At 43.3% G+C, this 24,145-nt stretch carries 24 protein-coding genes and 1 riboswitch; of the genes, 18 read left to right on the forward strand and 6 right to left on the reverse strand.

Going from position 1 to position 24,145, the window contains the following annotated elements:
* Nucleotides 1–85 precede the first annotated feature (85 nt).
* The 5 genes from liaF to tig all read left to right on the forward strand — a co-directional run bounded on the left by liaF (nucleotide 86) and on the right by tig (nucleotide 4,455).
* A complete protein-coding gene (liaF, locus tag FGK98_RS01795; protein ID WP_138099780.1) occupies nucleotides 86–784 on the forward strand; it encodes a cell wall-active antibiotics response protein LiaF in 699 nt (232 codons plus the stop codon).
* Nucleotides 781–1,779: a sensor histidine kinase gene (locus tag FGK98_RS01800; protein ID WP_138099781.1), complete on the forward strand. Its 999-nt coding sequence runs from the start codon at nucleotides 781–783 to the stop codon at nucleotides 1,777–1,779. Before liaF ends, FGK98_RS01800 begins: the two co-directional genes overlap by 4 nt.
* A gap of 10 nt (nucleotides 1,780–1,789) precedes the next feature.
* A complete protein-coding gene (locus FGK98_RS01805; protein WP_138099782.1) occupies nucleotides 1,790–2,422 on the forward strand; it encodes a response regulator transcription factor in 633 nt (210 codons plus the stop codon).
* Nucleotides 2,423–3,079 (forward strand): DNA alkylation repair protein, encoded by a 657-nt coding sequence (locus tag FGK98_RS01810; RefSeq protein WP_138099783.1) that lies wholly within the window; start codon nucleotides 2,423–2,425, stop codon nucleotides 3,077–3,079.
* Nucleotides 3,080–3,171: 92 nt separating this feature from the next.
* On the forward strand, nucleotides 3,172–4,455 hold the full coding sequence (gene tig, locus FGK98_RS01815) for a trigger factor (protein ID WP_138099784.1): 1,284 nt from the start codon (nucleotides 3,172–3,174) through the stop codon (nucleotides 4,453–4,455).
* A gap of 47 nt (nucleotides 4,456–4,502) precedes the next feature.
* Here tig and recD2 read toward each other — a convergent pair whose 3' ends face one another.
* The 3 genes from recD2 to rnhC form a co-directional block, all read right to left on the reverse strand.
* Nucleotides 4,503–6,869, reverse strand: coding sequence for an SF1B family DNA helicase RecD2 (gene recD2, locus FGK98_RS01820; protein ID WP_138099785.1), 2,367 nt, complete (start codon nucleotides 6,867–6,869; stop codon nucleotides 4,503–4,505).
* A gap of 149 nt (nucleotides 6,870–7,018) precedes the next feature.
* The gene (gene lepB / locus FGK98_RS01825; protein WP_138099786.1) at nucleotides 7,019–7,633 is read right to left on the reverse strand and encodes a signal peptidase I; all 615 of its coding nucleotides are present in this window, start codon (nucleotides 7,631–7,633) and stop codon (nucleotides 7,019–7,021) included.
* Between the two features lie 3 nt (nucleotides 7,634–7,636).
* A complete protein-coding gene (rnhC, locus tag FGK98_RS01830) occupies nucleotides 7,637–8,518 on the reverse strand; it encodes a ribonuclease HIII (protein WP_138099787.1) in 882 nt (293 codons plus the stop codon).
* An 86-nt stretch (nucleotides 8,519–8,604) separates the two neighbouring features.
* On the opposite strand from rnhC, the gene zapA reads away from it, so the two are divergent.
* The 6 genes from zapA (at nucleotide 8,605) to FGK98_RS01860 (ending at nucleotide 15,255) form a co-directional block, all read left to right on the forward strand.
* Nucleotides 8,605–8,907, forward strand: coding sequence for a cell division protein ZapA (gene zapA, locus FGK98_RS01835; protein ID WP_138099788.1), 303 nt, complete (start codon nucleotides 8,605–8,607; stop codon nucleotides 8,905–8,907).
* Nucleotides 8,904–9,452, forward strand: coding sequence for a CvpA family protein (locus FGK98_RS01840; RefSeq protein WP_138099789.1), 549 nt, complete (start codon nucleotides 8,904–8,906; stop codon nucleotides 9,450–9,452). The genes zapA and FGK98_RS01840 overlap by 4 nt, the downstream gene beginning before the upstream one ends.
* A 113-nt stretch (nucleotides 9,453–9,565) precedes the next feature.
* On the forward strand, nucleotides 9,566–11,902 hold the full coding sequence (locus tag FGK98_RS01845; RefSeq protein WP_138099790.1) for an endonuclease MutS2: 2,337 nt from the start codon (nucleotides 9,566–9,568) through the stop codon (nucleotides 11,900–11,902).
* Between the two features lie 165 nt (nucleotides 11,903–12,067).
* Nucleotides 12,068–12,156: riboswitch (glycine riboswitch) on the forward strand.
* Nucleotides 12,157–12,245: 89 nt separating this feature from the next.
* Nucleotides 12,246–13,568, forward strand: a complete 1,323-nt coding sequence (locus FGK98_RS01850) for an alanine/glycine:cation symporter family protein (protein ID WP_138099791.1) — start codon at nucleotides 12,246–12,248, stop codon at nucleotides 13,566–13,568.
* A 130-nt stretch (nucleotides 13,569–13,698) separates the two neighbouring features.
* A complete protein-coding gene (locus tag FGK98_RS01855; RefSeq protein ID WP_000196657.1) occupies nucleotides 13,699–14,247 on the forward strand; it encodes a carboxymuconolactone decarboxylase family protein in 549 nt (182 codons plus the stop codon).
* A 108-nt stretch (nucleotides 14,248–14,355) separates the two neighbouring features.
* Nucleotides 14,356–15,255, forward strand: coding sequence for a TDT family transporter (locus FGK98_RS01860; protein ID WP_038804096.1), 900 nt, complete (start codon nucleotides 14,356–14,358; stop codon nucleotides 15,253–15,255).
* A 25-nt stretch (nucleotides 15,256–15,280) separates the two neighbouring features.
* Here FGK98_RS01860 and serS read toward each other — a convergent pair whose 3' ends face one another.
* The 3 genes from serS to FGK98_RS01875 all read right to left on the reverse strand — a co-directional run bounded on the left by serS (nucleotide 15,281) and on the right by FGK98_RS01875 (nucleotide 18,507).
* Nucleotides 15,281–16,555, reverse strand: coding sequence for a serine--tRNA ligase (gene serS, locus FGK98_RS01865; protein WP_138099792.1), 1,275 nt, complete (start codon nucleotides 16,553–16,555; stop codon nucleotides 15,281–15,283).
* 213 nt (nucleotides 16,556–16,768) lie between these two features.
* Nucleotides 16,769–17,140 carry a DUF956 family protein gene (locus FGK98_RS01870; protein WP_138099793.1) on the reverse strand — a complete coding sequence of 124 codons (372 nt, stop codon included), beginning with the start codon at nucleotides 17,138–17,140 and terminating at the stop codon, nucleotides 16,769–16,771.
* A 2-nt stretch (nucleotides 17,141–17,142) separates the two neighbouring features.
* Nucleotides 17,143–18,507 carry an aspartate kinase gene (locus tag FGK98_RS01875; RefSeq protein ID WP_138099794.1) on the reverse strand — a complete coding sequence of 455 codons (1,365 nt, stop codon included), beginning with the start codon at nucleotides 18,505–18,507 and terminating at the stop codon, nucleotides 17,143–17,145.
* A gap of 276 nt (nucleotides 18,508–18,783) precedes the next feature.
* Between FGK98_RS01875 and FGK98_RS01880 the strand changes: the two genes are divergently transcribed.
* From FGK98_RS01880 to fabG, 7 genes are all read left to right on the forward strand, one after another.
* Entirely contained in the window at nucleotides 18,784–19,569 is a 786-nt protein-coding gene (locus FGK98_RS01880) for an enoyl-CoA hydratase (protein ID WP_138099795.1), read from the forward strand.
* Between the two features lie 91 nt (nucleotides 19,570–19,660).
* Nucleotides 19,661–20,095, forward strand: a complete 435-nt coding sequence (gene fabT / locus FGK98_RS01885; protein ID WP_138099796.1) for a fatty acid biosynthesis transcriptional regulator FabT — start codon at nucleotides 19,661–19,663, stop codon at nucleotides 20,093–20,095.
* On the forward strand, nucleotides 20,095–21,069 hold the full coding sequence (locus FGK98_RS01890; protein WP_138099797.1) for a beta-ketoacyl-ACP synthase III: 975 nt from the start codon (nucleotides 20,095–20,097) through the stop codon (nucleotides 21,067–21,069). The genes fabT and FGK98_RS01890 overlap by 1 nt, the downstream gene beginning before the upstream one ends.
* Nucleotides 21,070–21,125: 56 nt before the next feature.
* Entirely contained in the window at nucleotides 21,126–21,350 is a 225-nt protein-coding gene (locus tag FGK98_RS01895; protein ID WP_000257839.1) for an acyl carrier protein, read from the forward strand.
* A 119-nt stretch (nucleotides 21,351–21,469) separates the two neighbouring features.
* Nucleotides 21,470–22,444: an enoyl-[acyl-carrier-protein] reductase FabK gene (fabK, locus tag FGK98_RS01900; protein WP_125827468.1), complete on the forward strand. Its 975-nt coding sequence runs from the start codon at nucleotides 21,470–21,472 to the stop codon at nucleotides 22,442–22,444.
* The gene (fabD, locus tag FGK98_RS01905; protein ID WP_138099798.1) at nucleotides 22,437–23,357 is read left to right on the forward strand and encodes an ACP S-malonyltransferase; all 921 of its coding nucleotides are present in this window, start codon (nucleotides 22,437–22,439) and stop codon (nucleotides 23,355–23,357) included. Before fabK ends, fabD begins: the two co-directional genes overlap by 8 nt.
* A gap of 45 nt (nucleotides 23,358–23,402) precedes the next feature.
* Nucleotides 23,403–24,134, forward strand: coding sequence for a 3-oxoacyl-[acyl-carrier-protein] reductase (fabG, locus tag FGK98_RS01910; RefSeq protein ID WP_138099799.1), 732 nt, complete (start codon nucleotides 23,403–23,405; stop codon nucleotides 24,132–24,134).
* Nucleotides 24,135–24,145 lie beyond the last annotated feature (11 nt).

Genomic DNA, 24,145 nt, shown 5'->3' on the forward strand with positions numbered 1-24,145 from the left:
ATCTCTTTGTCAACCGCTTTTTTCCATCCTCAGACTGAGGTAACTTTTTTGAATTGTGATAAAATAGAAAAGAGAGGATACAGCTATGAAAAAATTTCAAATCTTTTTGTTTATAGAAGCTTGTCTGTTGACAGGAGCTCTGATTTTGATGGTATCAGAGCATTTTTCGCGTTTTCTGCTGATTCTATTCCTCTTTTTGCTCCTGCTACGCTATTATACAGGCAAGGAGGGAAATAACGTTTTCCTCCTTGTAGCGACTATTCTTTTCTTTTTCATCGTCATGCTCAATCCCTTTGTGATTCTAGCGATCTTTGTAGCGGTCATATACAGCCTCTTTCTTCTCTATCCGATGATGAATCAAGAAAGAGAGGAGACCGACTTGGTCTTTGAAGAGGTGGTGACGGTTAAAAATGAACGGAATCCTTGGTTTGGCAATCTCCATCATTTCTCTAGTCACCAGACCTGTCAGTTTGACGATATTAATCTCTTTCGCCTCATGGGTAAGGACACCATTCATTTAGAAAGAGTTATCCTAACCAATCATGACAATGTCATCATTCTCCGTAAGATGGTTGGGACGACTAGGATTATCGTGCCTGTAGATGTGGAAATCAGTCTCAGTGTCAACTGTCTCTATGGAGATTTATCTTTCCTCCATCAACCCAAGCGAGCCCTTCGTAATGAACACTATCATCAGGAAACCAGGGACTACCTCAAGAGTAACAAGAGCGTCAAAATTTTCCTAACCAGTATGATTGGAGATGTGGAGGTGGTCAGAGGATGAAAAAGCAATCGTATCTGTTAATCGGCCTGACTTCTCTCCTCTTTATCCTCTTTTTGACCAATAGTCTACTTGACATTTTAAATCTTGATTTGTCCTATTTGCTACAAGATATTGAGAAAACAGAAAAGTTAATCTTCTTAATTTTGGTATTTAGCCTTTCCGTGACCTTCTTTTTTGTCCTCTTTTGGCGCGTGATGGAAGAAATTTCTCGCAGAAAAATGCAGGTCAATCTCAAGCGCTTATTAGCAGGGAAAGAAGTAGTTTCTTTTGCAGATCCAGACTTGGATGCGAGTTTCAAGTTCTTATCTGGCAAGCTCAATCTCTTGACAGAAGCTGTTCAAAAGGCTGAAAATCAAAGCCTAGTCAAGGAAGAAGCAATCATCGAGAAAGAACGGAAGCGAATAGCACGTGACTTACATGATACGGTTAGTCAGGAGTTGTTTGCGGCCCATATGATTTTATCAGGTGTCAGTCAGCAGGCCTTGAAGCTTGATAGAGAAAAGATGCAGACCCAGTTGCAAAGTGTCGCAGCCATATTAGAAACAGCCCAGAAGGATTTGCGGGTTTTGCTCTTGCATTTGCGACCAGTTGAGCTGGAGCAGAAGAGTCTGATTGAGGGAATTCAAATCCTCTTAAAAGAGCTTGAGGACAAAAGTGAACTCAAGGTAAGTCTCAAGCAAAATGTGACGAAATTGCCTAAGAAAATCGAGGAGCATATCTTCCGTATTCTGCAGGAGTTGTTCAGTAATACCCTCCGCCATGCCCAGGCATCTTGTTTGGATGTCTATCTCTATCAGACAGATGTTGAATTGCAGCTAAAGGTGGTGGACAATGGGATTGGTTTCCAGTTAGGGAGCTTAGACGACTTGAGTTATGGACTGAGAAATATTAAGGAGCGGGTCGAGGATATGGCAGGGACTGTTCAACTCTTGACGGCACCTAAGCAAGGACTGGCGGTCGATATCCGTATTCCCCTGCTAGACAAGGAATCATAAAGGAGTATAGATGAAAATTTTACTGGTAGATGACCATGAAATGGTCCGATTGGGCTTGAAAAGCTACTTTGACCTCCAAGACGATGTAGAAGTTGTGGGCGAGGCGGCCAACGGTGTTCAAGGGATTTCCTTGGCCTTGGAATTGCGCCCAGATGTCATTGTCATGGATATCGTCATGCCTGAGATGAATGGGATTGATGCAACCTTGGCTATCCTCAAAGAATGGCCTGAAGCCAAGATTTTGATTGTGACCTCTTACCTAGACAATGAAAAAATCATGCCTGTCTTAAATGCTGGGGCTAGGGGCTATATGCTCAAGACTTCAAGTGCAGACGAACTGCTCCACGCTGTTCGTAAGGTTACCGCTGGAGAGCTGGCTATTGAGCAAGAGGTCAGCAAGAAGGTCGAATACCACCGCAATCATATGGAGCTTCATGAGGATTTGACTGCGCGTGAACGAGACGTGCTCCAACTCATCGCCAAGGGCTATGAAAATCAGCGCATCGCAGATGAACTCTTCATCTCTCTCAAGACGGTCAAGACTCATGTGTCCAATATCCTAGCCAAGCTTGAGGTCAGCGATCGCACCCAGGCTGCAGTCTATGCCTTTAAGCACCACTTGATGAGGCAGGAGGACTTTTAGATGAGTCTTGCAGATTTACTTATGGAGTTGGATGCGGCAAAAAATCCAGAAAAAGCCACTCCCATGGAAGCCTATATGCGCCATCAATTTCCCTTTCTAGGCGTTGCAGGTCCTGAAAGAAATGCACTCTATAAAAAGTATTTTCCAAGTGAGAAAAAAACAAAGATCATCGATTGGGATTTTGTAGACACTTGCTGGAAAAAGGAGCCTAGAGAATACCAATATGTGGCTGCCAACTATTTGAAAGCTATGCAGTCTTATCTAACGAAGGAGGATTTGCCTAAGCTTGAGCGTCTGGTCGTGACCAAGTCCTGGTGGGATACGGTGGACATCCTAGATCGAGTAGTAGGAAGTTTGGTATATGACAAGCCAGAACTTGAAGAAAGAATTCTCCAATGGAGTCTATCAGACAATATCTGGCTGAGACGCGTTGCTATTGACCACCAGCTCCTAAGAAAAGAAAAAACGGATGTTCAACTAATGGAAAAGATCCTACTCAATAATCTGGACCAGACCGAATTTTTTATCAATAAAGCCATTGGCTGGGCTCTAAGAGACTACTCCAAAACCAATCCAGACTGGGTAGCAAGCTTCATCGAAAAAAACAAGGAAAGAATGGCTGAACTCAGTATCCAGGAAGCCAGCAAGTACCTTTAGCATCATTGAAAAGCGCGTTCATGACTTGAAAAAAGTCGCCTGTTTATGTTATAATAGACTGTATTTAAAAAATTTTAAGGAGAAATGACAGAATGTCTGTATCATTTGAAAACAAAGAAACAAACCGTGGTGTCTTGACTTTCACTATCTCTCAAGACCAAATCAAACCAGAATTGGACCGTGTCTTCAACTCAGTAAAGAAAACTCTTAACGTTCCAGGTTTCCGTAAAGGTCACCTTCCACGTCCTATCTTCGACAAAAAATTTGGTGAAGAAACACTTTACCAAGATGTTTTGAACGCTCTTTTGCCAAACGCTTATGAAGCAGCTGTAAAAGAAGCTGGTCTTGAAGTGGTTGCGCAACCAAAAATTGACGTGACTTCAATGGAAAAAGGTCAAGACTGGGTTATCACAGCTGAAGTCGTGACAAAACCTGAAGTAAAATTGGGTGACTACAAAAACCTTGAAGTATCAGTAGATGTAGAAAAAGAAGTAACAGACGCTGACGTTGAAGAACGTATCGAACGTGAACGCAACAACTTGGCTGAATTGGTTATCAAGGAAGCTGCTGCTGAAAATGGTGACACTGTTGTCATTGACTTCGTTGGTTCTATCGACGGTGTTGAATTTGATGGCGGAAAAGGTGAAAACTTCTCACTTGGACTTGGTTCAGGTCAATTCATCCCTGGTTTCGAAGACCAATTGGTTGGACACTCAGCTGGCGAAACTGTTGATGTTATCGTAACATTCCCAGAAGATTACCAAGCAGAAGACCTTGCAGGTAAAGAAGCTAAATTCGTAACAACTATCCACGAAGTCAAAGCTAAAGAAGTTCCAGCTCTTGACGATGAACTTGCAAAAGATATCGACGAAGAAGTGGAAACACTTGCTGAACTGAAAGAAAAATACCGCAAGGAATTGGCTGCTGCTAAAGAAGAAGCATACAAAGATGCAGTAGAAGGTGCAGCAATCGATAAAGCTGTAGAAAACGCTGAAATCGTAGAACTTCCAGAAGAAATGATCCACGAAGAAGTTCACCGCTCAGTAAACGAATTCCTTGGAAACTTGCAACGTCAAGGTATCAACCCTGACATGTACTTCCAAATCACTGGAACTACTCAAGAAGACCTTCACAAACAATACGAAGCAGAAGCTGAGTCACGTACTAAGACTAACCTTGTAATCGAAGCAGTTGCCAAGGCTGAAGGATTTGACGCTTCTGAAGAAGAAATCCAAAAAGAAATCGAGCAATTGGCTGCAGATTACAACATGGAAGTGGCACAAGTTCAAAACTTGCTTTCAGCTGATATGTTGAAACACGATATCGCAATCAAAAAAGCTGTTGAATTGATCACAAGCACAGCAACAGTAAAATAATCTTAAAAGATAAAAAGCCCACCTGATTTGGTGGGTTTTCTGATGGTCTATTTTCCAAAAATCTCTTTGAGATCTGCGTCTGTAATCCCAATCATGGCTGGGATACTAGACCAGTTTTCCTCAGTGAGAATGTAGGATAGAGGAGAATCCTCTTGATTTGTTGTTTCGCTAGGAGCTGGGCTGGTTTGGTCGATCGAATCGACCAGATCTTTAAAGCGTTCAATCAGATAGGTCTTACGGGCAGTTCCGATATGTTTGACTGCATAGTCAAAGGCCTGTAATTCACCTAGTAGGATGAGCTTGCTCTTAGCCCGTGTAATAGCCGTATAGATGAGATTGCGTTCCAACATGCGCTTGCTAGCACTGGTGATGGGTAGGATGACAACGGGAAACTCACTTCCCTGCGACTTGTGGATACTCATGGCATAGGCCAGTCGAATCTTGTACCACTCGTTTCGTGGATAGATGACCTCATTGCCATCAAAATTAATCATGATCTCGTCTTGTTTGGACTCGGTGTATTTTCCAGAAATCAAATCTGTGATGTAGCCTAGGTCTCCATTAAAGACATTGACTTCAGCGTCGTTGACTAGGTGAATGACCTTGTCTCTAGTTCGATAGTGACACTGAGTTGCTTCAAAGCTCACTTGGTCTTTTTGTGGAGGATTGAGCAGATCTTGCATGAGTTGGTTGATGGCATCAATACCAGCAGTTCCTCGATACATAGGCGCCAGAACTTGAATATCGCGAGCTGGGATGCCACTTCTGAGGGCGGCGCCAAGAATTTTCTCAATGGTTGCAGGGATATGGCTACTCATGATTTCAAAGTAGGAGCGGTCTGCCTTTTTCTGAGTGAAGTCTGCTGGCAAGATGCCTTGTCGAATCTGGCTAGCCAAGGTGACGATAGTTGATTCCTCACTCTGACGATAAATCTTTTCCAAGCGAGTCTGCGGAATCAGAGGTATCTGGAGAAGGTCAGCTAGGACTTGTCCAGGACTGACAGAAGGTAGCTGGTCGCTATCACCCACGATGAGGATTTTACTGTTTGAGGAGATGTTGGAGAAAAGTTCGTTGGCTAGCCAAGTATCCACCATGGAAAACTCATCTACAATGACAAAATCGGCATCAAGATAATCTTCCAGATGGCTGGTATCATCGTCACCCGTCATTCCCAAGTGGCGGTGTATGGTCGCGCTAGGCAAGCCTGTTAATTCATTCATGCGACGAGCTGCTCGACCAGTTGGTGCAGCAAGAAGAATGGGCAGGTTGCTTTTTTTCCTGAGGTCAAGTCCTTCTAAGATGGCATAGACAGCGATAATCCCATTGATAACAGTCGTCTTACCAGTACCAGGTCCACCTGTTAGAATAAAGACCTTGTTCTGGATGGCATCACAGATAGCCTGTTTTTGGATGCTATCGTATTGGATACCCAGTTCTTCCTCAACACTAGCGATATGCTTTTGAATGATTTCTAAATCATAGTTCTTTTTCTTTCCTTTTTCAAGGATACGAACCAAGTGACTGCGGATGCCTTCTTCAGCGAAAAAGAGGCTATTATCAAAGATTTTAGTGTCAATCTGCTGAACCTTGTCTTCTTCAATTAGGTAGGAAAGTTCTTGAGCAACTTGGCTGGGATCCAGTTCCACGGGACGGGAAGACTCGAGGAGGGTCAGGGTCTGCTCCAGCAAATCACGGGCTTCCATATAGGTATCACCCGTATCCATACAACCTTGAAAGAGACTGTGGACAAGACCTGCACGAAAGCGCTCGGGAGCTTGGCTTTCGATGCCTAGTTCGGCGGCTAATTGGTCAGCAATGGTAAAGCCCAAGCCCTTGATATCTTCAACCAGTTGATAGGGATAGTTTTCGACAATATCCAGCGTTTCTTCCTTGTAAAAGTCTTGAATCTGAAAGGCTAGTTTATTAGGAATGCCGTAGTTGGCAAGTTTTGCCAAGACCATTTCTGTCCCATAGTTGAGACGGAGGGTAGAGACAAAAGCCTCACGGTTTTTGGCAGAGAGTCCAGCAATGCTTTCCAGCTTTTCAGGATGCTCCAGAATTTCGTCTATGGTATTTTCGCCATAGGTATCAACGATTTTCTGGGCAGTTTTGAGACCGATTCCCTTAAAATGACTGCTGGAAAAATACTTGACCAAGCCCTTGCTAGTGGGTTTTGCTCGCTCGTAACGACTGATTTGTAGCTGTTCACCATACTTGGAGTGCTGAACGATTTGCCCCCAAAAAGTGTAGTCTTCGCCCTCAATCACATCCGCCATGGTTCCTGTAACGATGATTTCAAAATCATCAAAGTCCTCCGCATTGGTATCTTGGATATCTAGGAGGAGGATGCGATAAAAATTACTGACATTTTCAAAAATAATGCGTTCAATGGTGCCTGAAAAATAAACTTCCATAGGTTTCCTTTTTGATAGAAAAAGAGCTGGGATAGAGCTCTCAGTTAGGCTTTCCTTGGATTTGGGGCTTGGTACAAGATATCGCCAAGTTGCAATCTAATCCTAAAAGGCTAACTCAAAAAGACTATCACAGCATCTGGTTGCTGGTTTTAAAAGATTCCGATACGGTTGAGTGGCCAGAAACGGAATTTGGCTTCCCCTTTGATTTGACTGGCCTTAAAGGTTCCAACATGGCGACTGTCGCTAGAAACCAAACGGTCATCTCCAAGGAGGAGGTACTCACCTTCAGGTACTGTAAAGCTGAAGCTGGTGTTGAAATTTACATCGACAGTAAAGGCCTGAGCCTTCTGAGCTAGACTTCTAAAATAAACACCCTTATCCCCTTCAAAGCCTTTCCCTGAATAGGCGCTTTGTAGTTTATCATTTTTAAACTGTTGGAGGTAGTCTGCTAGGTAAGGTTCATCGGTTTCTTGATTGTTGATAAAGAGCTTGTCGTTTTCGTAGCGAATGGTATCACCAGGCATGCCAATGACGCGTTTAACGATGTCTTTATTTCCATCATCCTCATGGGCAACTACAATATCAAAGCGGTTAATAGGGAGGTGTTTGACGACAAAGAGAATCTCTCCATCAGCTAGGGTCGGATCCATAGAGTGTCCTTCCACGCGGACATTGGTCCAGAGAAAGAGGCGACTGAGACCAACTACTATAACGATAAGGAACGAAAGTCCCCACTCTTTTAGAAATGTTTTAAAATAATTCATAACTTACCTTTCTAGCAGTGCTTTAGCTTTTTCAGTATTTTTAAAATGTAGTTTGGCACAGAAGTTGAGCCCTTTCATACCATAGGCTTGAAGGATTTTGCTAGCAACCTTATCAGATGCAGTTCCAGCGCCACTTGGCAGTTGATAGCCTAGTTCTCGTCCGAGATTTTCCAAGTTTTCGAGGAAGAGATCACGCGCGATGACGGAGCTAACCGCAACAGCCATGTATTTTCCCTCGGCTTTTTCTTCCAAGCTAATCTTGTTTGGGAAACGGTTGGCTTCTTGCGTCAAGTATTTGTCATAGTTTTTAGGACTTGTAAAAGCATCAATCACGATTTTTTCTGGCTGGACTCCTTTTTGGAGAAGAAGAAAGATAGCCTGATTGTGAAGGGCAACCTTTACAGAAACGGCATTGTAACGCTCTCCGATAACTTCATTATACTTGCTCGGTGAGAGAAGCAGTGCTTGATGCTGGATCTTTTCCTTGAGGATAGGGGCGATCTGACGAATCTTTTGGTCTGTCAGGGTCTTTGAATCTCCCACTCCGAGTTTTAGCAAGAAGTCATGCTGGTCTGGTATCACGAAGGAAGCCACGACAGCTAGCCCACCAAAGTAGGAACCATTTCCCACCTCGTCAGTCCCAATCATAGGAAAATCTTGTCCGCTCTTTTCTTGTTGAACTTGGTAGCCAAAGAAACTGGCGTACTGCTCAGCAGCTTCGCCTTGCAGGAGGACTTTTCCAGAAGTATAGATGGAAATCGTTGCTTGAGGCAGGCGCAAAAAGTAGCGGATATAGGGATTGTTACTAGGACTGAGAGCCTTCTGATACTGACTTAAAAAGCTCTGAATTTCTTGTTCACTTGGTGTGAGTGTGATACTTGCCATAGTCTCTATTGTACCATAAAAGCAAGGGAATTGGTAAAAACTGACAAAATTAGCGAAATTTGGTATAATATCGTGAGGTGAATTTTATGGCAAATCTAAATCGATATAAGTTTACATTCGGGAAAAAGACATTAACCTTGACAACCGAGCATGAAAACCTCTTTATGGAGGAAATTGCCAAGGTTGCGACTGAAAAATACCAAGCAATTAAAGACCAAATGCCTGGGGCAGATGATGAAACGATTGCCCTTCTTTTAGCGATTAACAGCCTATCGACGCAGCTTAGTCGTGAGATTGAGTTTGACGATAAGGAGCAGGAGCTTAAAGACCTTCGAAATAAGTTAGTGGCTGTTAAGCAAGAGCAGAGCAAGATTGAGGATTCCCTATGATTTCAATCCTTCTCTTGCTGGTTCTTGCTTGGGGCTTTTACATCGGCTACCGTAGAGGTTTGGTGCTGCAAGTTTATTATTTTCTCGTGGCAGTGATTTCAGCCTTTGTTGCTGGACAGTTTTATAAATCACTGGGAGATCACTTCCACTTGCTTGTCCCTTATGCCAATCCTCAGGAAGGACAGGGCACCTTTTTCTTCCCTTCAGACCAGCTTTTTCAGCTAGACAAGGTCTTTTATGCGGGTCTCGCCTACCTTCTAGTTTTCGGAATTTGTTACAGTATCGGACGTTTTATCGGTTTGTTCCTACACTTGATTCCAACTAAAAAGCTCGATGTCAAATGGTTCCGTATCGGAGCAGGCCTATTGTCGCTATTGGTAACCTTATTTGCCTTGCAAATGGCTCTAACCATTCTTGCAACTGTGCCTATGCCAGCTGTGCAAAATCCCCTTGAAAAGAGCGTAGTAGCCAAGCATATCATCCAAAGTGTCCCTTTTACGACAAACTTTATCAAACAACTCTGGGTGACAAATTTAATCGGATAAAAAGGGCGGGAGTTTTCCTAGCCCTTTGTTTACAGATTGGACGACTAGGCTTAAGTAAAGGCCAAAAATCTCTAGGCACTACAATCTTGTAAACAAATACACAAGGAAAGAATATGAATACAAAAATACTAGAAACCTTAGAATTTAATAAAATAAAAGCCTTGTTTGAACCTCATATCTTGACAGAACAAGGGCTAGAGGAGTTAAAAGGCTTGGCTCCAACTGCCAAAGCGGATAAGATTAAACAAGCCTTTACAGAGATGGAGGAAATGCAAGCCCTATTTGTGGAACAGCCTCACTTTACCATCCTAGCGACACGTGAAATCTCAGCTGTCTGCAAGCGTCTGGAGATGGGGGCGGATCTCAATATCGAGGAGTTCCTACTCCTCAAACGGGTCTTGCTTGCTAGCAGAGAGTTGCAAAGTTTTTATGCCAATCTCGAAAACGTACGCTTGGAACAGTTGGCGAGATGGTTTGAAAAACTGCATGATTTTCCACACTTGCAAGGGAGTCTCCAAGCCCTAAATGACGCAGGTTTTATCGAAAATTTCGCCAGCGAAGAATTAGCACGTATCCGTCGGAAAATCCATGATAGCGAGAGTCAAGTTCGAGATGTCTTGCAAGACTTACTTAAACAAAAAGCGCAGATGTTGACCGAAGGAATCATTGCTAGCAGAAATGGCCGTCAGGTTTTACCTGTCAAGAACACCTATCGTAACAAGATTGCGGGTGTTGTTCATGACATCTCTGCCAGCGGAAACACGGTCTATATCGAGCCACGTGAGGTCGTGAAACTGAGCGAAGAAATCGCTAGTTTGCGAGCAGACGAACGCTATGAGATGATTCGTATCCTACAGGAGCTCTCAGAACGCGTCCGCCCTCATGCGGCAGAGATTGCTAATGACGCTTGGATTATCGGCCATCTGGATCTGATTCGTGCCAAGGTGCGTTTCATTCAAGAAAGACAAGCAGTCGTTCCTCAACTTTCAGAGAATCAAGAAATTCAACTCCTTCATGTTCGCCATCCTTTGGTTAAAAATGCAGTCGCAAACGATGTACACTTCGGTAAGGAATTAACGGCCATTGTCATTACAGGTCCCAATACGGGTGGGAAGACCATCATGCTCAAAACCTTGGGCTTGACTCAACTTATGGCCCAGTCAGGCTTGCCCATTTTAGCAGACAAGGGAAGCCGTGTCGGTATTTTCGAAGAAATCTTCGCAGATATTGGGGATGAGCAGTCTATCGAGCAAAGCTTGTCTACCTTCTCCAGTCACATGACCAATATCGTAGATATTCTGGGCAAGGTCAACCAACACTCACTTTTATTACTAGATGAGCTTGGCGCAGGTACCGATCCGCAGGAAGGAGCAGCCCTTGCCATGGCCATTTTGGAGGATCTTCGTTTACGTCAGGTCAAGACTATGGCGACGACCCACTATCCAGAACTCAAGGCTTATGGTATCGAGACAGCCTTTGTGCAAAATGCCAGCATGGAGTTTGATACAGCCAGCTTGCGTCCGACCTATTGCTTCATGCAGGGAGTTCCTGGTCGAAGTAATGCCTTTGAAATTGCCAAACGCCTAGGACTGTCAGATGTCATCGTCGGGGATGCCAGTCAGCAGGTCAACCAAGATAATGATGTCAACCGCATCATTGAACAATTGGAAGAGCAAACACTGGAAAGTCGTAAACGCTTGGACAATATCCGTGAGGTGGAGCAAGAAAACCTTAAGATGAACCGAGCGCTCAAAAAACTCTACAATGAACTAAATCGTGAAAAGGAAACTGAGCTCAACAAGGCGCGTGAACAAGCTGCTGAAATTGTGGAACTAGCGCTAAGTGAGAGTGATCAGATACTGAAAAATCTTCACAGTAAGTCTCAGCTCAAGCCCCATGAAATCATTGAAGCCAAGGCTGAGCTGAAAAAACTGGCCCCTGAAAAAGTCGACTTGTCTAAAAACAAGGTCCTTCAAAAAGCCAAGAAAAAACGAGCTCCAAAGGTTGGAGATGATATCGTGGTTCTCAGTTATGGCCAACGTGGAACCTTGACCAATCAGCTTAAGGACGGCCGTTGGGAAGCCCAAGTCGGTTTGATCAAGATGACCTTGGAAGAGAAAGAATTTGACCTTGTTCAGGCCCAACAAGAAGCCCCAGTCAAGAAAAAACAAGTTAATGTCGTGAAACGTGCTTCTGGCCGTGGCCCGCAAGCAAGACTGGATCTCCGAGGCAAACGGTACGAAGAGGCTATGAATGAGCTGGACGCCTTTATCGACCAAGCCCTGCTCAATAACATGGCGCAAGTCGATATCATCCATGGTATCGGAACGGGAGTCATCCGTGAGGGCGTCACCAAATACCTACAAAGAAACAAGCATGTCAAGAGTTTTGGCTATGCCCCACAGAATGCTGGAGGCAGTGGCGCAACCATTGTGACCTTTAAAGGTTAGAAAAAGAGTGCTTCTCTTTATTTGAAAAAGAAGTGAAAATCCATCTTTTTCAAAAAATATATTGACAAAAGCTAACTTTTCTTATAAAATAATAAAAAATAAAATACCAACACCGAATGAAGTTTAATAGAAATGGAGAAAAGTTTGTTTTCCATGACTGTAAATGGACGGAACTCTGGAGAGACCGTAAAGGCACCGAAGGGGCAAGGCAGGCAACTGCTCAAACTCTCAGGTAAAAGGACAGAGCTAAGATAGACCGCTTTTAGGCATTTATCTAAGCATTCCAGAGTACATGTATCTTGCATGTGCTCTTTCTTTTGGGGTTGAAGGATAGGAGTAGGATATGTTAGAATTGCTAAAAGCGCTTGATGCTTTCGTTTGGGGGCCTCCCCTCTTGATCTTATTGGTCGGAACGGGTATCTATTTGACCATCCGACTAAGCCTTTTGCAGGTGGCTCGTCTTCCTAAGGCCTTTCAGTTGATCTTTACCAAGGATAAGGGGCACGGTGATGTGTCGAGCTTTGCTGCTCTCTGTACGGCTCTAGCAGCCACTGTTGGTACGGGAAATATCATCGGGGTCGCGACAGCCATTAAGGTTGGGGGACCAGGCGCTCTCTTTTGGATGTGGATGGCTGCCTTCTTTGGGATGGCAACCAAGTATGCAGAAGGTTTACTGGCTATCAAATACCGTAGCAAGGATGCAAACGGCGCTGTAGCTGGAGGGCCCATGCACTACATCCTTTTGGGAATGGGGGAAAAGTGGCGCCCCCTTGCTATCTTCTTTGCCCTAGCGGGTGTATTGGTAGCTCTTCTAGGGATTGGTACCTTCACCCAAGTCAATTCGATTACAGAATCCATTCAAAATACAGCTCAAGTTGAACCAGCTATCACAGCTCTCGTTTTGTCTGTTTTTGTAGCGATTGCAGTCTTTGGTGGCCTCAAATCCATTTCCAAGGTTTCAACAGCAGTTGTTCCTTTTATGGCTATTGTCTATATTTTGGGAACTCTTACAGTTATTCTCTTTAATATCGAGAAAATTCCAGCCACTCTTGCCCTAATCTTTACCTCTGCTTTCAGCCCTGTAGCTGCAGTAGGAGGATTTGCTGGTGCGACTATCCGTACTGCGATTCAAAATGGTGTGGCGAGAGGAGTCTTTTCTAACGAATCTGGTCTTGGTTCAGCTCCGATTGCAGCTGCTGCGGCTAAGACAAATGAGCCTGTTGAGCAAGGCTTGATTTCCATGACAGGAACCTTTATTGACACCCTCATTATCTGTACTCTGACAGGTTTGACCATCTTGGTAACTGGTGTTTGGAGTGGTGATTTGAACGGAGTAGCGCTTACTCAGTCAGCCTTTTCAACAGTTTTTTCACATTTTGGGCCTGCTCTTTTGACCATATTTCTGGTCCTCTTTGCCTTTACGACAATTCTCGGCTGGAATTACTACGGAGAGCGCTGTTTCGAGTTTCTCTTTGGCGTTCGTTTTATCTGGCTTTATCGAGTGGTCTTTGTACTCATGGTCTTGTTGGGAGGTTTTATCGAGTTGGACATGGTCTGGATTATTGCAGATATCGTCAATGCCTTGATGGCCTTGCCTAACTTGATTGCTCTTTTGGTTTTGTCGCCAGTAGTTGTTGCTGAGACTAAGAAGTATTTTAAGAACTAATCCAATCACACTTTTAGTGTGATTTTTTCATTTCATAAACATTTCCTATCATGGCAATTGAAAATATATATTATCCAAAGAAGAAATTCTATGATAGACTAAATGTCAATAAAATGAAAAGAGGTTTCTTATGACAAGATTTACCATCCATACAGTAGAATCAGCACCAGCAGAAGTGAAAGAAGTTCTGGAAACAGTACAAAAAGATAACAATGGCTATATTCCCAATCTGATCGGTCTCTTGGCCAATGCTCCTACCGCCCTAGAAGCCTATCGAACTGTCGGAGCCATCAACCGCCGCAATAGCCTAACCCCAGTTGAGAGGGAAGTGGTGCAAATCACGGCAGCTGTAACTAATGGTTGTGCTTTCTGCGTTGCAGGTCACACCGCCTTTTCGATCAAACAAATCCAGATGAATGATGATCTTCTCCAAGCCCTCCGCAACCGTACTCCAATCGAGACAGATCCAAAACTAGATACTCTAGCTAAGTTTACCTTGGCGGTCATCAATACCAAGGGTCGTGTAGGAGATGAAGCCTTGGCTGAATTCTTAGAAGCCGGCTATACACAACAAAATGCCTTGGACGTGGTTCTCGGTGTCAGCTTAGCCAGCCTTTGCAACTATGCCAACAACCTAGCCAATACGCCCATTAATCCAGAATTGCAACCTTATGCCTAGTTCGAATCATAAATAAAATGAAGGCTGATTTATCCAGTCTTCATTTTTCTATGCTATTTTAAAGGCTTTTATGCTATACTGATAATAATATGATTAACGGAGGTTGCCATGAAAAAACTCCCCTTGGTATTTTCTGGTTGTTTGTTAGGTTTGGCAGGTGCAGGAAACTTGATTGCGGATACTTGGCCTGTTCTTTCGCACCTATTTAGTTTGACTGGATTGGTCTTATGGATTTTCTTTCTGATTCTTCATCTTTTTAATTGGGAAGAAACCAAGAAAGAATTGACCAAGCCCCCTCTTTTATCTGGTATAGCTACCTTTCCTATGGCGGGGATGATTTTATCGACCTATGTCTTTCGTTTGTTCCCTCATCTTCCTTTGATATCACAAGGGCTCTGGTGGTTTTCCTTTCTCTTGGACCTCGCTTTAATCACTTACTTTACCATTAAATTTGCCTGTCCAGGCAAGAGAGTCAATGCGACTCCTAGCTGGACGGTGCTCTATGTGGGGATAGCAGTAGCTGCCTTGACCTATCCTCTGGTAGGCATCGTTGAAATTGCCAATACGACCTTGAGTTTTGGTTTTGTCTTGACTTTCTATCTTTATCCCCTTATTTATAGGGATTTAAAGAAAACTCCACTCCCAGTAGCCTTGCTTGGACAGGAAGGAATCTATTGTGCTCCCTTTTCCCTACTCTTGGCCTCACTAGTTCGAGTTGGAGGGGCAAGCTTGCCAACATGGCTCTTAATCGTCATGATTTTGGCGTCTCAATCTTTCTTTTTCTTCGTTTTGACTCGCTTGCCTAATATTTTAAAACAAGGCTTTCAACCAGCCTTCTCAGCCCTCACCTTCCCAACCATTATCACAGCTACCTCGCTCAAGATGGCTCAGGGAATTTTGAAACTTCCATTTCTGGATTATCTGGTGTTTGCTGAAACGGTTATATGCCTCACTATTTTACTCTTTGTCTTGAGTGGTTATCTGATTTGGTTACGAAAAAAGGTCTAGCTATTATCTAGCTAGGCCTTATTTTTTATGGTTTGATAACTTCAGCTCCACCCATGTATGGACGAAGTGCTTCTGGAATAGTTACAGAACCATCTGCATTTTGGTAGTTTTCAAGAATAGCAGCCACCGTACGTCCAACTGCAAGTCCAGAACCGTTCAAGGTGTGAAGGAGTTTAACCTTGCCATCGGCTTCATCACGGTAACGGATTTGAGCACGACGAGCTTGGAAATCTTCTGTATTTGAACAGCTTGAGATTTCACGGTAGGTATTTTGTGCTGGAATCCAAACTTCCAAATCGTAAGTCTTGGCAGCTGAGAAGCCCATATCTCCAGTAGAGAGCGCGACCACACGGTATGGAAGATTAAGCTTTTGAAGAATATTTTCAGCGTTGGCTGTCATTTTTTCTAATTCTTCATATGATTCTTCTGGTTTGGCAAATTTGACCATTTCAACCTTGTGGAATTGGTGCAAACGGATCAAGCCACGTGTATCACGACCAGCAGAACCCGCTTCAGAACGGAATGATGGACTCATAGCCGTAAAGTAGATTGGAAGATCCTTGCCATCGAGGATTTCATCACGGTAGTAGTTTGTAAGAGGCACCTCAGCTGTTGGAATCAATACAAAGTTAGTATCGCTGAGTTCAAAAGTATCTTCCTTGAATTTTGGATATTGACCAGTACCAAACATAGAGTCGTGGTTAACCATGTAAGGTGTGATGACTTCGGTATAGCCTTCCTTGCCATGTTCATCCAACATAAAGTTGTAGATAGCACGTTCCAAACGAGCGCCAAGACCTTTATAGAAGAGGAAACGAGCTCCAGTCACTTTACCACCACGTTCCCAGTCAAGGATTCCAAGGTCTTCACCAAGGTCCCAGTGAGCTTTTGGCTCGAAGTCAAACTCGCGTGGAGTACCCCAACGGCGAACTTCCACATTGTCATCTTCGTCAGCACCAACAGGAACGCTGTCAGCTGGGATGTTTGGAAGAGTAGTGGTGAATTCTGTCAACTTAGCATCGATTTCCGCTAATTCAGTATCCAAGGCTTTTACTTCAGCAGATAGGGTTTGCATAGCAGCAATTTTGTCATCGGCATTTTCCTTGTTGCGCTTGGCTTGGGCAATCTCAGCAGAAACAGTGTTGCGTTCTGCCTTGAGATTTTCAACCTTGACCAAGATATCACGACGTTTAGCGTCGATTTCTTTCATCTCGTTAAGGATAGCAGCATCTACACCACGTGTAGCCAATTTTTCAGCGACGGCATCAAAGTCTGTACGAATACGTTTGATATCTAACATAAGAACTCCTTTATGAAAAAAGCACACCTAACAAAGCGTTGGAGTGGCAGGGCCACGGTTCCATCCAACTTCACAGGTGTGCACTTGATTGTGTATTTTGTTGTAAGCAACGGTAGAATTTCACTTATCTCCTCTATCTGCTCGCAGCAACCGCAGACTTTCTGAAAGAAGAGGATAACCTACTTATCCGTTGCTATGATTATACTAAAGTTTCTACTTTTTTGCAAATAGATTCTTCAGTTTTTGTCCAATGGTCTGGATTAGCGTAGGAAGTTTGACAACCTTTTCGTTTCCTAATTTTTCCCGAGCGATTTTGAGGATAGCCCCAGAGTCTTTTGAGGCAAAGAGGAATTTACCTTGATCGGTGAAGACTTCAAAGTGACGGCTGATTTTTCGTCCACTTACGTTGGCTCCGATTTGATTGACGCTAGACCAAGGGATTTGGATATATTGTTCGACATTGACATCAGGATAAAACTCCAAGGCTTGATCCCCGACTAGAAATTTTCCAACTTTTCCAGAGATAGAGAGATAAGATGTTCCAGTGGTTTGGAGGTCAATGACTTTATTGAGAGATTGGGCCATGATTAATCTTCCTTACTTTCACCGAAAAAGGCATGGTAGAGAGCCTTGATAGCTGCTTTTTCTTGGTCTTTATTGACAACAAACATAATAGAAACTTCATTAGAGCCTTGTGACATCATTTGGATGTTAATCTTGTTTTCAGATAGAGCTCGTGTCGCAGTAGCAGTTACTCCGATATGACTCTTCATTTTTTCTCCGACAATCATAATGATCGAAAGGTCATGTTCAATTTCTGCATGGTCTACTTCAGCCTTTTGAACCAACTGACGCAGGATTTCTTCTTCCTTGATAGGAGTTAGTTCGCGAGAACGGAGAATGATTGAAAGATCGTCGATACCAGTTGGCATATGTTCCCAACCGATGTTGAGGTCTTCAAGGATTTGCAGAACCTTGCGACCAAATCCGACCTCGCGGTTCATGAGGTATTTCGACATGTTGATGCTGACAAAGCCTGAGTCACCAGCAATTCCCACAACTGGGAATTTATCACTACTGTGTTTTAGAACGATACGAGTGCCCGGATGGTCAGGGTTATTGGTATTTTTGATAACCAGAGGAATTTTCCCACGGTAGGCAGGGAGCAGGGCTTCATCGTGAAGGACTGAGAAACCTGCATAGGCCAATTCCCGCATCTCACGGTAGGTCAATTCAGGGATAGAGTGCGGTTGGTGAATGATACCAGGATGGGCAGCAAAGATACCATCAACATCCGTAAAGTTTTCGTAGAGATCAGCTTTGACACCCGCAGCGATAATGGAACCTGTTATGTCGGATCCACCACGTGAGAAGGTACAAATTTGATCTTCCTTAGTAACCCCAAAGAAACCAGGAATAACAAGGACCTCATTGCTGTCAGCCAAGCCTTCAATCTTGTCATAACTAGATGGAATGATGCGAGCATTTCCAGGTTCGCTTGTCACGATAATTCCCGCTTCTCTAGGGTGAACATAGCGCGCATCGATGCCATTTTGGTTAAAGTAGGCCGCGATAAGTTTGGCGTTGTTGTTTTCTCCAGCCGCTAGGAAAGTGTCATAGAGAAAGTCATTATCTTCAATAGGAAGAGTCGCTAGAGTACGGATACTTTTAGAAATTTTTTCTAAAACAGTTGGTTTTAAGCCTAGTTCGCTCACCATAGCTGCATAGCGGTCGATAATCCAATTTTGGCTAGTGCTGATGTCATTGCCAGCCACATGGTCACGATAGTATTTGATCAAGGCATCTGTAACCTTGGTATCCTCAGCATTGCGTTTACCCGGTGCAGAAACAACCACAAAACGGCGCTCTTTATCGCTTTTAACGATGTTTAAAACTTTTTCTAACTGACTAGCAGAGGCAAGAGAGCTTCCACCAAACTTTACAACCTTCATAGGGACTCCTCAAGTAAGTATTTTATACGATTATAGCAGAAAGAGGGGCTTTTTTCAATGAAGAAAACATCTTCCTATTTTAATAGAAGTAAATGTTAATTTATTCTGGGAATCGATAAAAGATTAAAAGTAAGAAAGTCAATTTTTCTCAAATTCATAAACGAAGGTGAAATAATCGGCTGAGACACTTTCGATTGGTTTTTTCTTGCCTCTTTATCCAAAAAAAAGTATACTTTGATAATAAAATAATTTTATGTTCATACAAAAGGAGAAGCTATGAATCATATCCTATACCAGATCGTAGATGATCTAGCTATTATTACTCTGAATCGTCCTGAAGTGGCAAATGGTTTCCACATCCCAATGTGTGAGGAAATCTTAGAAGCTTTGACCTTGGCAGAGCAGGAACAAGCTGTACAGTATATCTTGATAAATGCTAATGGGAAGGTCTTTTCAGTGGGGGGAGACCTGGTCGAGATGAAGCGGGCGGTGGATGAGGATGATATTCCTTCACTGACAAAAATCGCAGAGTTGGTCAATATAATTTCCTTTAAGATCAAGCAAATACCCAAACCTGTTTTGATGGAGGTAGATGGAGCCGTTGCAGGAGCTGCGGCAAATATGGCAGTAGCGGTTGATTTCTGTATAGCAACAGATAAGGCCAAGTTCATTCAGGCCTTTGTCGGGGTTGGCTTGGCTCCCGATGCAGGAGGTATTCATCTCCTAAGTCGTAGTATAGGAGTGACAAGAGCAGCCCAGCTTGCCATGACAGGAGAAGCCTTGACAGCGGAAAAAGCTCTGGAGTGGGGCGTGGTTTATCGAGTCTGTGAGGCAGATAAGCTGGAAAAAACACGAGACCAAGTTCTAAAAAAACTCAGACGTGGTTCAGCTAATTCCTATGCAGCGATTAAAAAGCTGGTTTGGGAAAGTCAATTTAAGGATTGGCAAGATTATGCTAAATTGGAGTTGAAGTTGCAAGAATCCTTGGCTCAAACCGAAGATTTCAAAGAAGGAGTTCGGGCTCATTCAGAAAGAAGACGACCAAAATTTTCAGGAAAGTAAAAAAATACTTGCACAAAACTTTGAAGTCTGTTATACTTTCTATATCAAATGTTTTGATTGTAAAAGTTTTTTTGAAGAGGAGGGGAAAAGTTTGGACTACCAACGAGTAAATGATTATTTAACATCCATTTTTAATAATGTCCTTGTGATTGAGGAGGTTAGCTTGCGAGGTAGTCGATTCAAAGACATCTCCATCAAAGAAATGCACACAATCGATGTGATTGGAAAATTCCCTGAGGTGACTCCTAGTAAGGTTTCCAAAGAACTGATGGTAACCTTAGGGACAGTTACGACGAGCTTGAATAACCTAGAAAGAAAGGGTTATATTGAACGTATCCGTTCTGACCAAGACCGTCGTGTGGTCTATCTACATTTGACAAAGAAAGGTCGTTTAGTTCACCGCCTTCATAAACGTTTCCACAAGGCTATGGTCGAAAAAATTATCGACGGGATGAGTCCTGAGGAAATGGAGGTTATGGGCAAGGGCTTGACTAACCTTTACCAATTTTTGGAGGATTTGAAATAATGGCTTTTGCTAAAATAAGCCAGGTTGCTCATTATGTACCCGAGCAAGTGGTCACCAATCAAGACTTGGCTCAAATCATGGATACAAGCGATGAGTGGATTTCAAGTCGTACAGGAATTAAACAGAGACATATTTCAAAAACGGAGTCAACGAGTGATTTGGCGACAGAAGTAGCCAAGAGCTTACTGGCTAAGGCGAGCATAGAAGCTGAGCAGATTGATTTTATCATTGTAGCGACAATTACACCTGACTCAATGATGCCCTCTACGGCAGCGCGAGTTCAGGCCAATATTGGTGCTGACAGAGCCTTTGCTTTTGATCTTACAGCTGCCTGCAGTGGTTTTATCTTTGCACTTTCAACTGCTGAGAAGTTTCTGACATCTGGACAGTTCAAAAAAGGGATTGTTATCGGGGCTGAGACCTTATCCAAGGCAGTTGATTGGTCAGATCGTTCGACAGCCGTTCTCTTTGGGGATGGTGCTGGTGGGGTTCTCTTGGAAGCGAGCGAAACACGGCACTTCCTTGTGGAAAGTCTCTATACAGATGGCTCTCGGAGCGAGTGTTTGACCTATGGTCAAACGGCTTTGGCTTCTCCTTTCTCAGATCAAGAAGCAGTTCCTGCTTTTTTGAAGATGGATGGACGAGCAGTTTTTGATTTTGCAAATCGAGATGTTGCTAGATCGATCAAAGAAACCATTGAAAATGGTCCAATCGCAGCATCGGAATTGGATTATCTCTTGCTTCATCAGGCAAATATCCGCATTTTGGATAAGATGGCTAAGAAAATCGGTGTAGACCGAGACAAGCTTCCTGCCAATATGATGGAGTATGGAAATACCAGTGCAGCAAGTATCCCGATTTTGCTCTCAGAGTGTGTGGAGAATGGCAAGATTCGTTTAGATGGCAGCCAGACGATTCTCCTATCAGGCTTCGGTGGAGGCTTGACCTGGGGCACGCTCATTCTTACAATCTAGGTAATCATGTGATAAACACATTGTTATAAATTTTTATATTTTAAAGGAGTCCTATCATGGCAGTATTTGAAAAAGTACAAGAAATTATCGTTGAAGAACTTGGGAAAGATGCATCAGAAGTAACACTTGAATCTACTTTTGATGATTTGGATGCAGATTCTTTGGACTTGTTCCAAGTAATCTCTGAAATCGAAGATGCTTTTGACATCCAAATTGAAGCAGAAGATAACTTGAAAACAGTTGGTGACTTGGTTGCCTACGTTGAAGAGAAAACAAAATAAAAACGAATAAGATATAGAAGGAGTTGGGGAAACCCACTCCCTCTTGTTTAGGTAATAGTTTGAAACTCAAATAATACACCAATCGAACTATTACGTAAGCAAGGACTGATGGAGGCACTATGAAAACACGTATTACAGAATTATTGAACATTGATTATCCTATCTTCCAAGGAGGAATGGCATGGGTTGCTGATGGCGACTTGGCCGGAGCTGTTTCTAAAGCTGGTGGTCTAGGGATCATCGGTGGTGGGAATGCACCTAAAGAGGTCGTAAAGGCTAATATCGATAAAATCAAATCACTTACGGATAAACCTTTTGGTGTTAACATTATGCTCCTGTCTCCATTTGTAGAAGACATCGTTGATCTCGTGATTGAAGAAGGGGTCAAGGTGGTTACAACTGGTGCAGGAAATCCAAGTAAATACATGGCTCGTTTCCATGATGCAGGAATTACAGTTATTCCTGTTGTTCCAAGTGTTGCTTTGGCAAAACGCATGGAAAAAATCGGTGCAGATGCAGTTATTGCAGAGGGAATGGAAGCCGGTGGACACATTGGTAAATTAACAACTATGACCCTGGTTCGCCAAGTTGCTGCAGCTGTTTCAATTCCAGTTATCGCAGCTGGAGGAATTGCGGACGGTGAAGGTGTCGCTGCAGGCTTTATGCTTGGTGCTGAGGCCGTTCAAGTTGGTACACGTTTCGTAGTAGCTAAGGAATCTAATGCCCATCCAAAATATAAAGAAAAAATCTTAAAAGCGCGTGATATCGATACGACAATTTCCGCTCAACACTTTGGACATGCTGTTCGTGCTATTAAAAACCAGTTGACACGTGACTTTGAGCAGGCTGAAAAAGATGCCTTTAAACAAGAAAATCCAGATTTAGAAATCTTTGAACAAATGGGAGCTGGTGCTCTTGCTAAAGCCGTTGTTCATGGAGATGTAGAAGGTGGATCTGTCATGGCAGGTCAGATCGCTGGTTTGGTTTCTAAAGAGGAAACCGTCGAAGAAATTCTAAAAGATCTATACTATGGCGCAGCCAAAAAAATTCAAGAAGAAGCCTCTCGTTGGGCAGGAGTTGTAAGAAATGACTAAAACAGCCTTTCTATTTGCGGGTCAAGGTGCTCAGTATCTAGGGATGGGACGTGATCTCTATGATAGCTACCCTATCGTCAAGGAAACAATTGACCAAGCCAGTCAGGTTTTGGGTTATGACCTTCGTGACTTGATTGATAAGGAAGAAACTAAGTTAAACCAGACTCGCTATACGCAACCAGCTATTTTAGCGACTTCTGTTGCTATTTACCGACTATTGAAAGAAAAGGGCTACCAGCCAGATATGGTAGCAGGATTGTCTCTCGGAGAATATTCTGCTCTTGTAGCAAGTGGTGCCTTGGACTTTGAAGATGCAGTTGCCTTGGTTGCTAAGCGTGGTGCTTATATGGAAGAGGCTGCACCTGCAGGCTCTGGAAAGATGGTTGCCGTTCTTAATACTCCAGTTGAAGTGATTGAGGAAGCTTGTGAAACAGCCTCTAAAGTTGGAGTAGTGACTCCAGCCAACTACAACACCCCAAGCCAAATCGTCATCGGTGGTGAGGTGGTTGCAGTTGACCGCGCAGTTGAACTCTTGCAGGAAGCAGGAGCTAAACGATTGATCCCCCTAAATGTGTCGGGTCCTTTCCATACAGCCCTTCTTGAGCCAGCCAGTCAGCAACTAGCTGAAGCTCTTGATGGAGTGAGTTTCTCTGATTTTACTTGCCCACTAGTCGGCAATACGGAAGCTGCTGTTATGGAAAAAGATCGAATCCAAGAGCTTTTGACGCGTCAGGTGAAAGAACCTGTTCGTTTTTATGAAAGTATTGCTGTGATGCAGGATGCTGGTGTGACCAATTTTATTGAAATCGGCCCTGGAAAAGTCCTATCAGGCTTTGTCAAAAAAATCGATAAAACAGCTCAGCTAGCTAACGTTGAAGACCAAGCAAGCTTGGATGCTTTGTTAGGAAACTAATGATCCCTTCTCCCACAAAATACAACAGGAAACAGGAGAAATAGAATGCAACTTACAAACAAAAATGTCTTTGTAACAGGTTCAAGTCGTGGTATCGGACTTGCCATTGCTCACAAATTTGCTAAACTAGGTGCGAATGTAGTCTTGAATAGCCGCGGAGCAATCTCAGAAGAATTGCTGGCTGAGTTTTCAAACTACGGTGTCAAAGTAGTACCGATATCAGGTGATGTTTCAGACTTTGCAGATGCCAAGCGTATGATAGATCAAGCGATTGCAGAACTCGGTTCTGTCGATGTCTTAGTCAATAATGCTGGGATCACTCAAGATACGCTTATGCTCAAGATGACCGAAGAAGACTTTGAAAAAGTGATTAAGATCAATTTGACAGGTGCCTTCAACATGACGCAAGCAGTCTTGAAACAGATGATCAAGGCACGTGAAGGTGCGATTATCAACATGTCTAGTGTGGTCGGTTTGATGGGAAATATCGGACAAGCTAACTATGCAGCTTCTAAAGCAGGTTTGATTGGTTTTACCAAGTCAGTTGCACGTGAAGTTGCCAATCGTAATGTGCGCGTAAATGCTCTTGCACCAGGGATGATCGAGTCAGATATGACTGCTGTTTTGTCTGATAAGGTCAAGGAAGCGACATTGGCCCAAATCCCAATGAAACATTTCGGTCAAGCAGAACATATTGCAGATGCTACAGTGTTCCTGGCTGGACAGGATTATTTGACTGGACAAGTTCTCGCTGTTGATGGCGGACTTAGCATGTAAAAAATAAGGAA

Origin of the sequence: Streptococcus australis (assembly GCF_901543175.1) — a bacterium.
In the GTDB taxonomy this organism is placed as follows: Bacteria; Bacillota; Bacilli; order Lactobacillales; family Streptococcaceae; genus Streptococcus; species Streptococcus australis_A.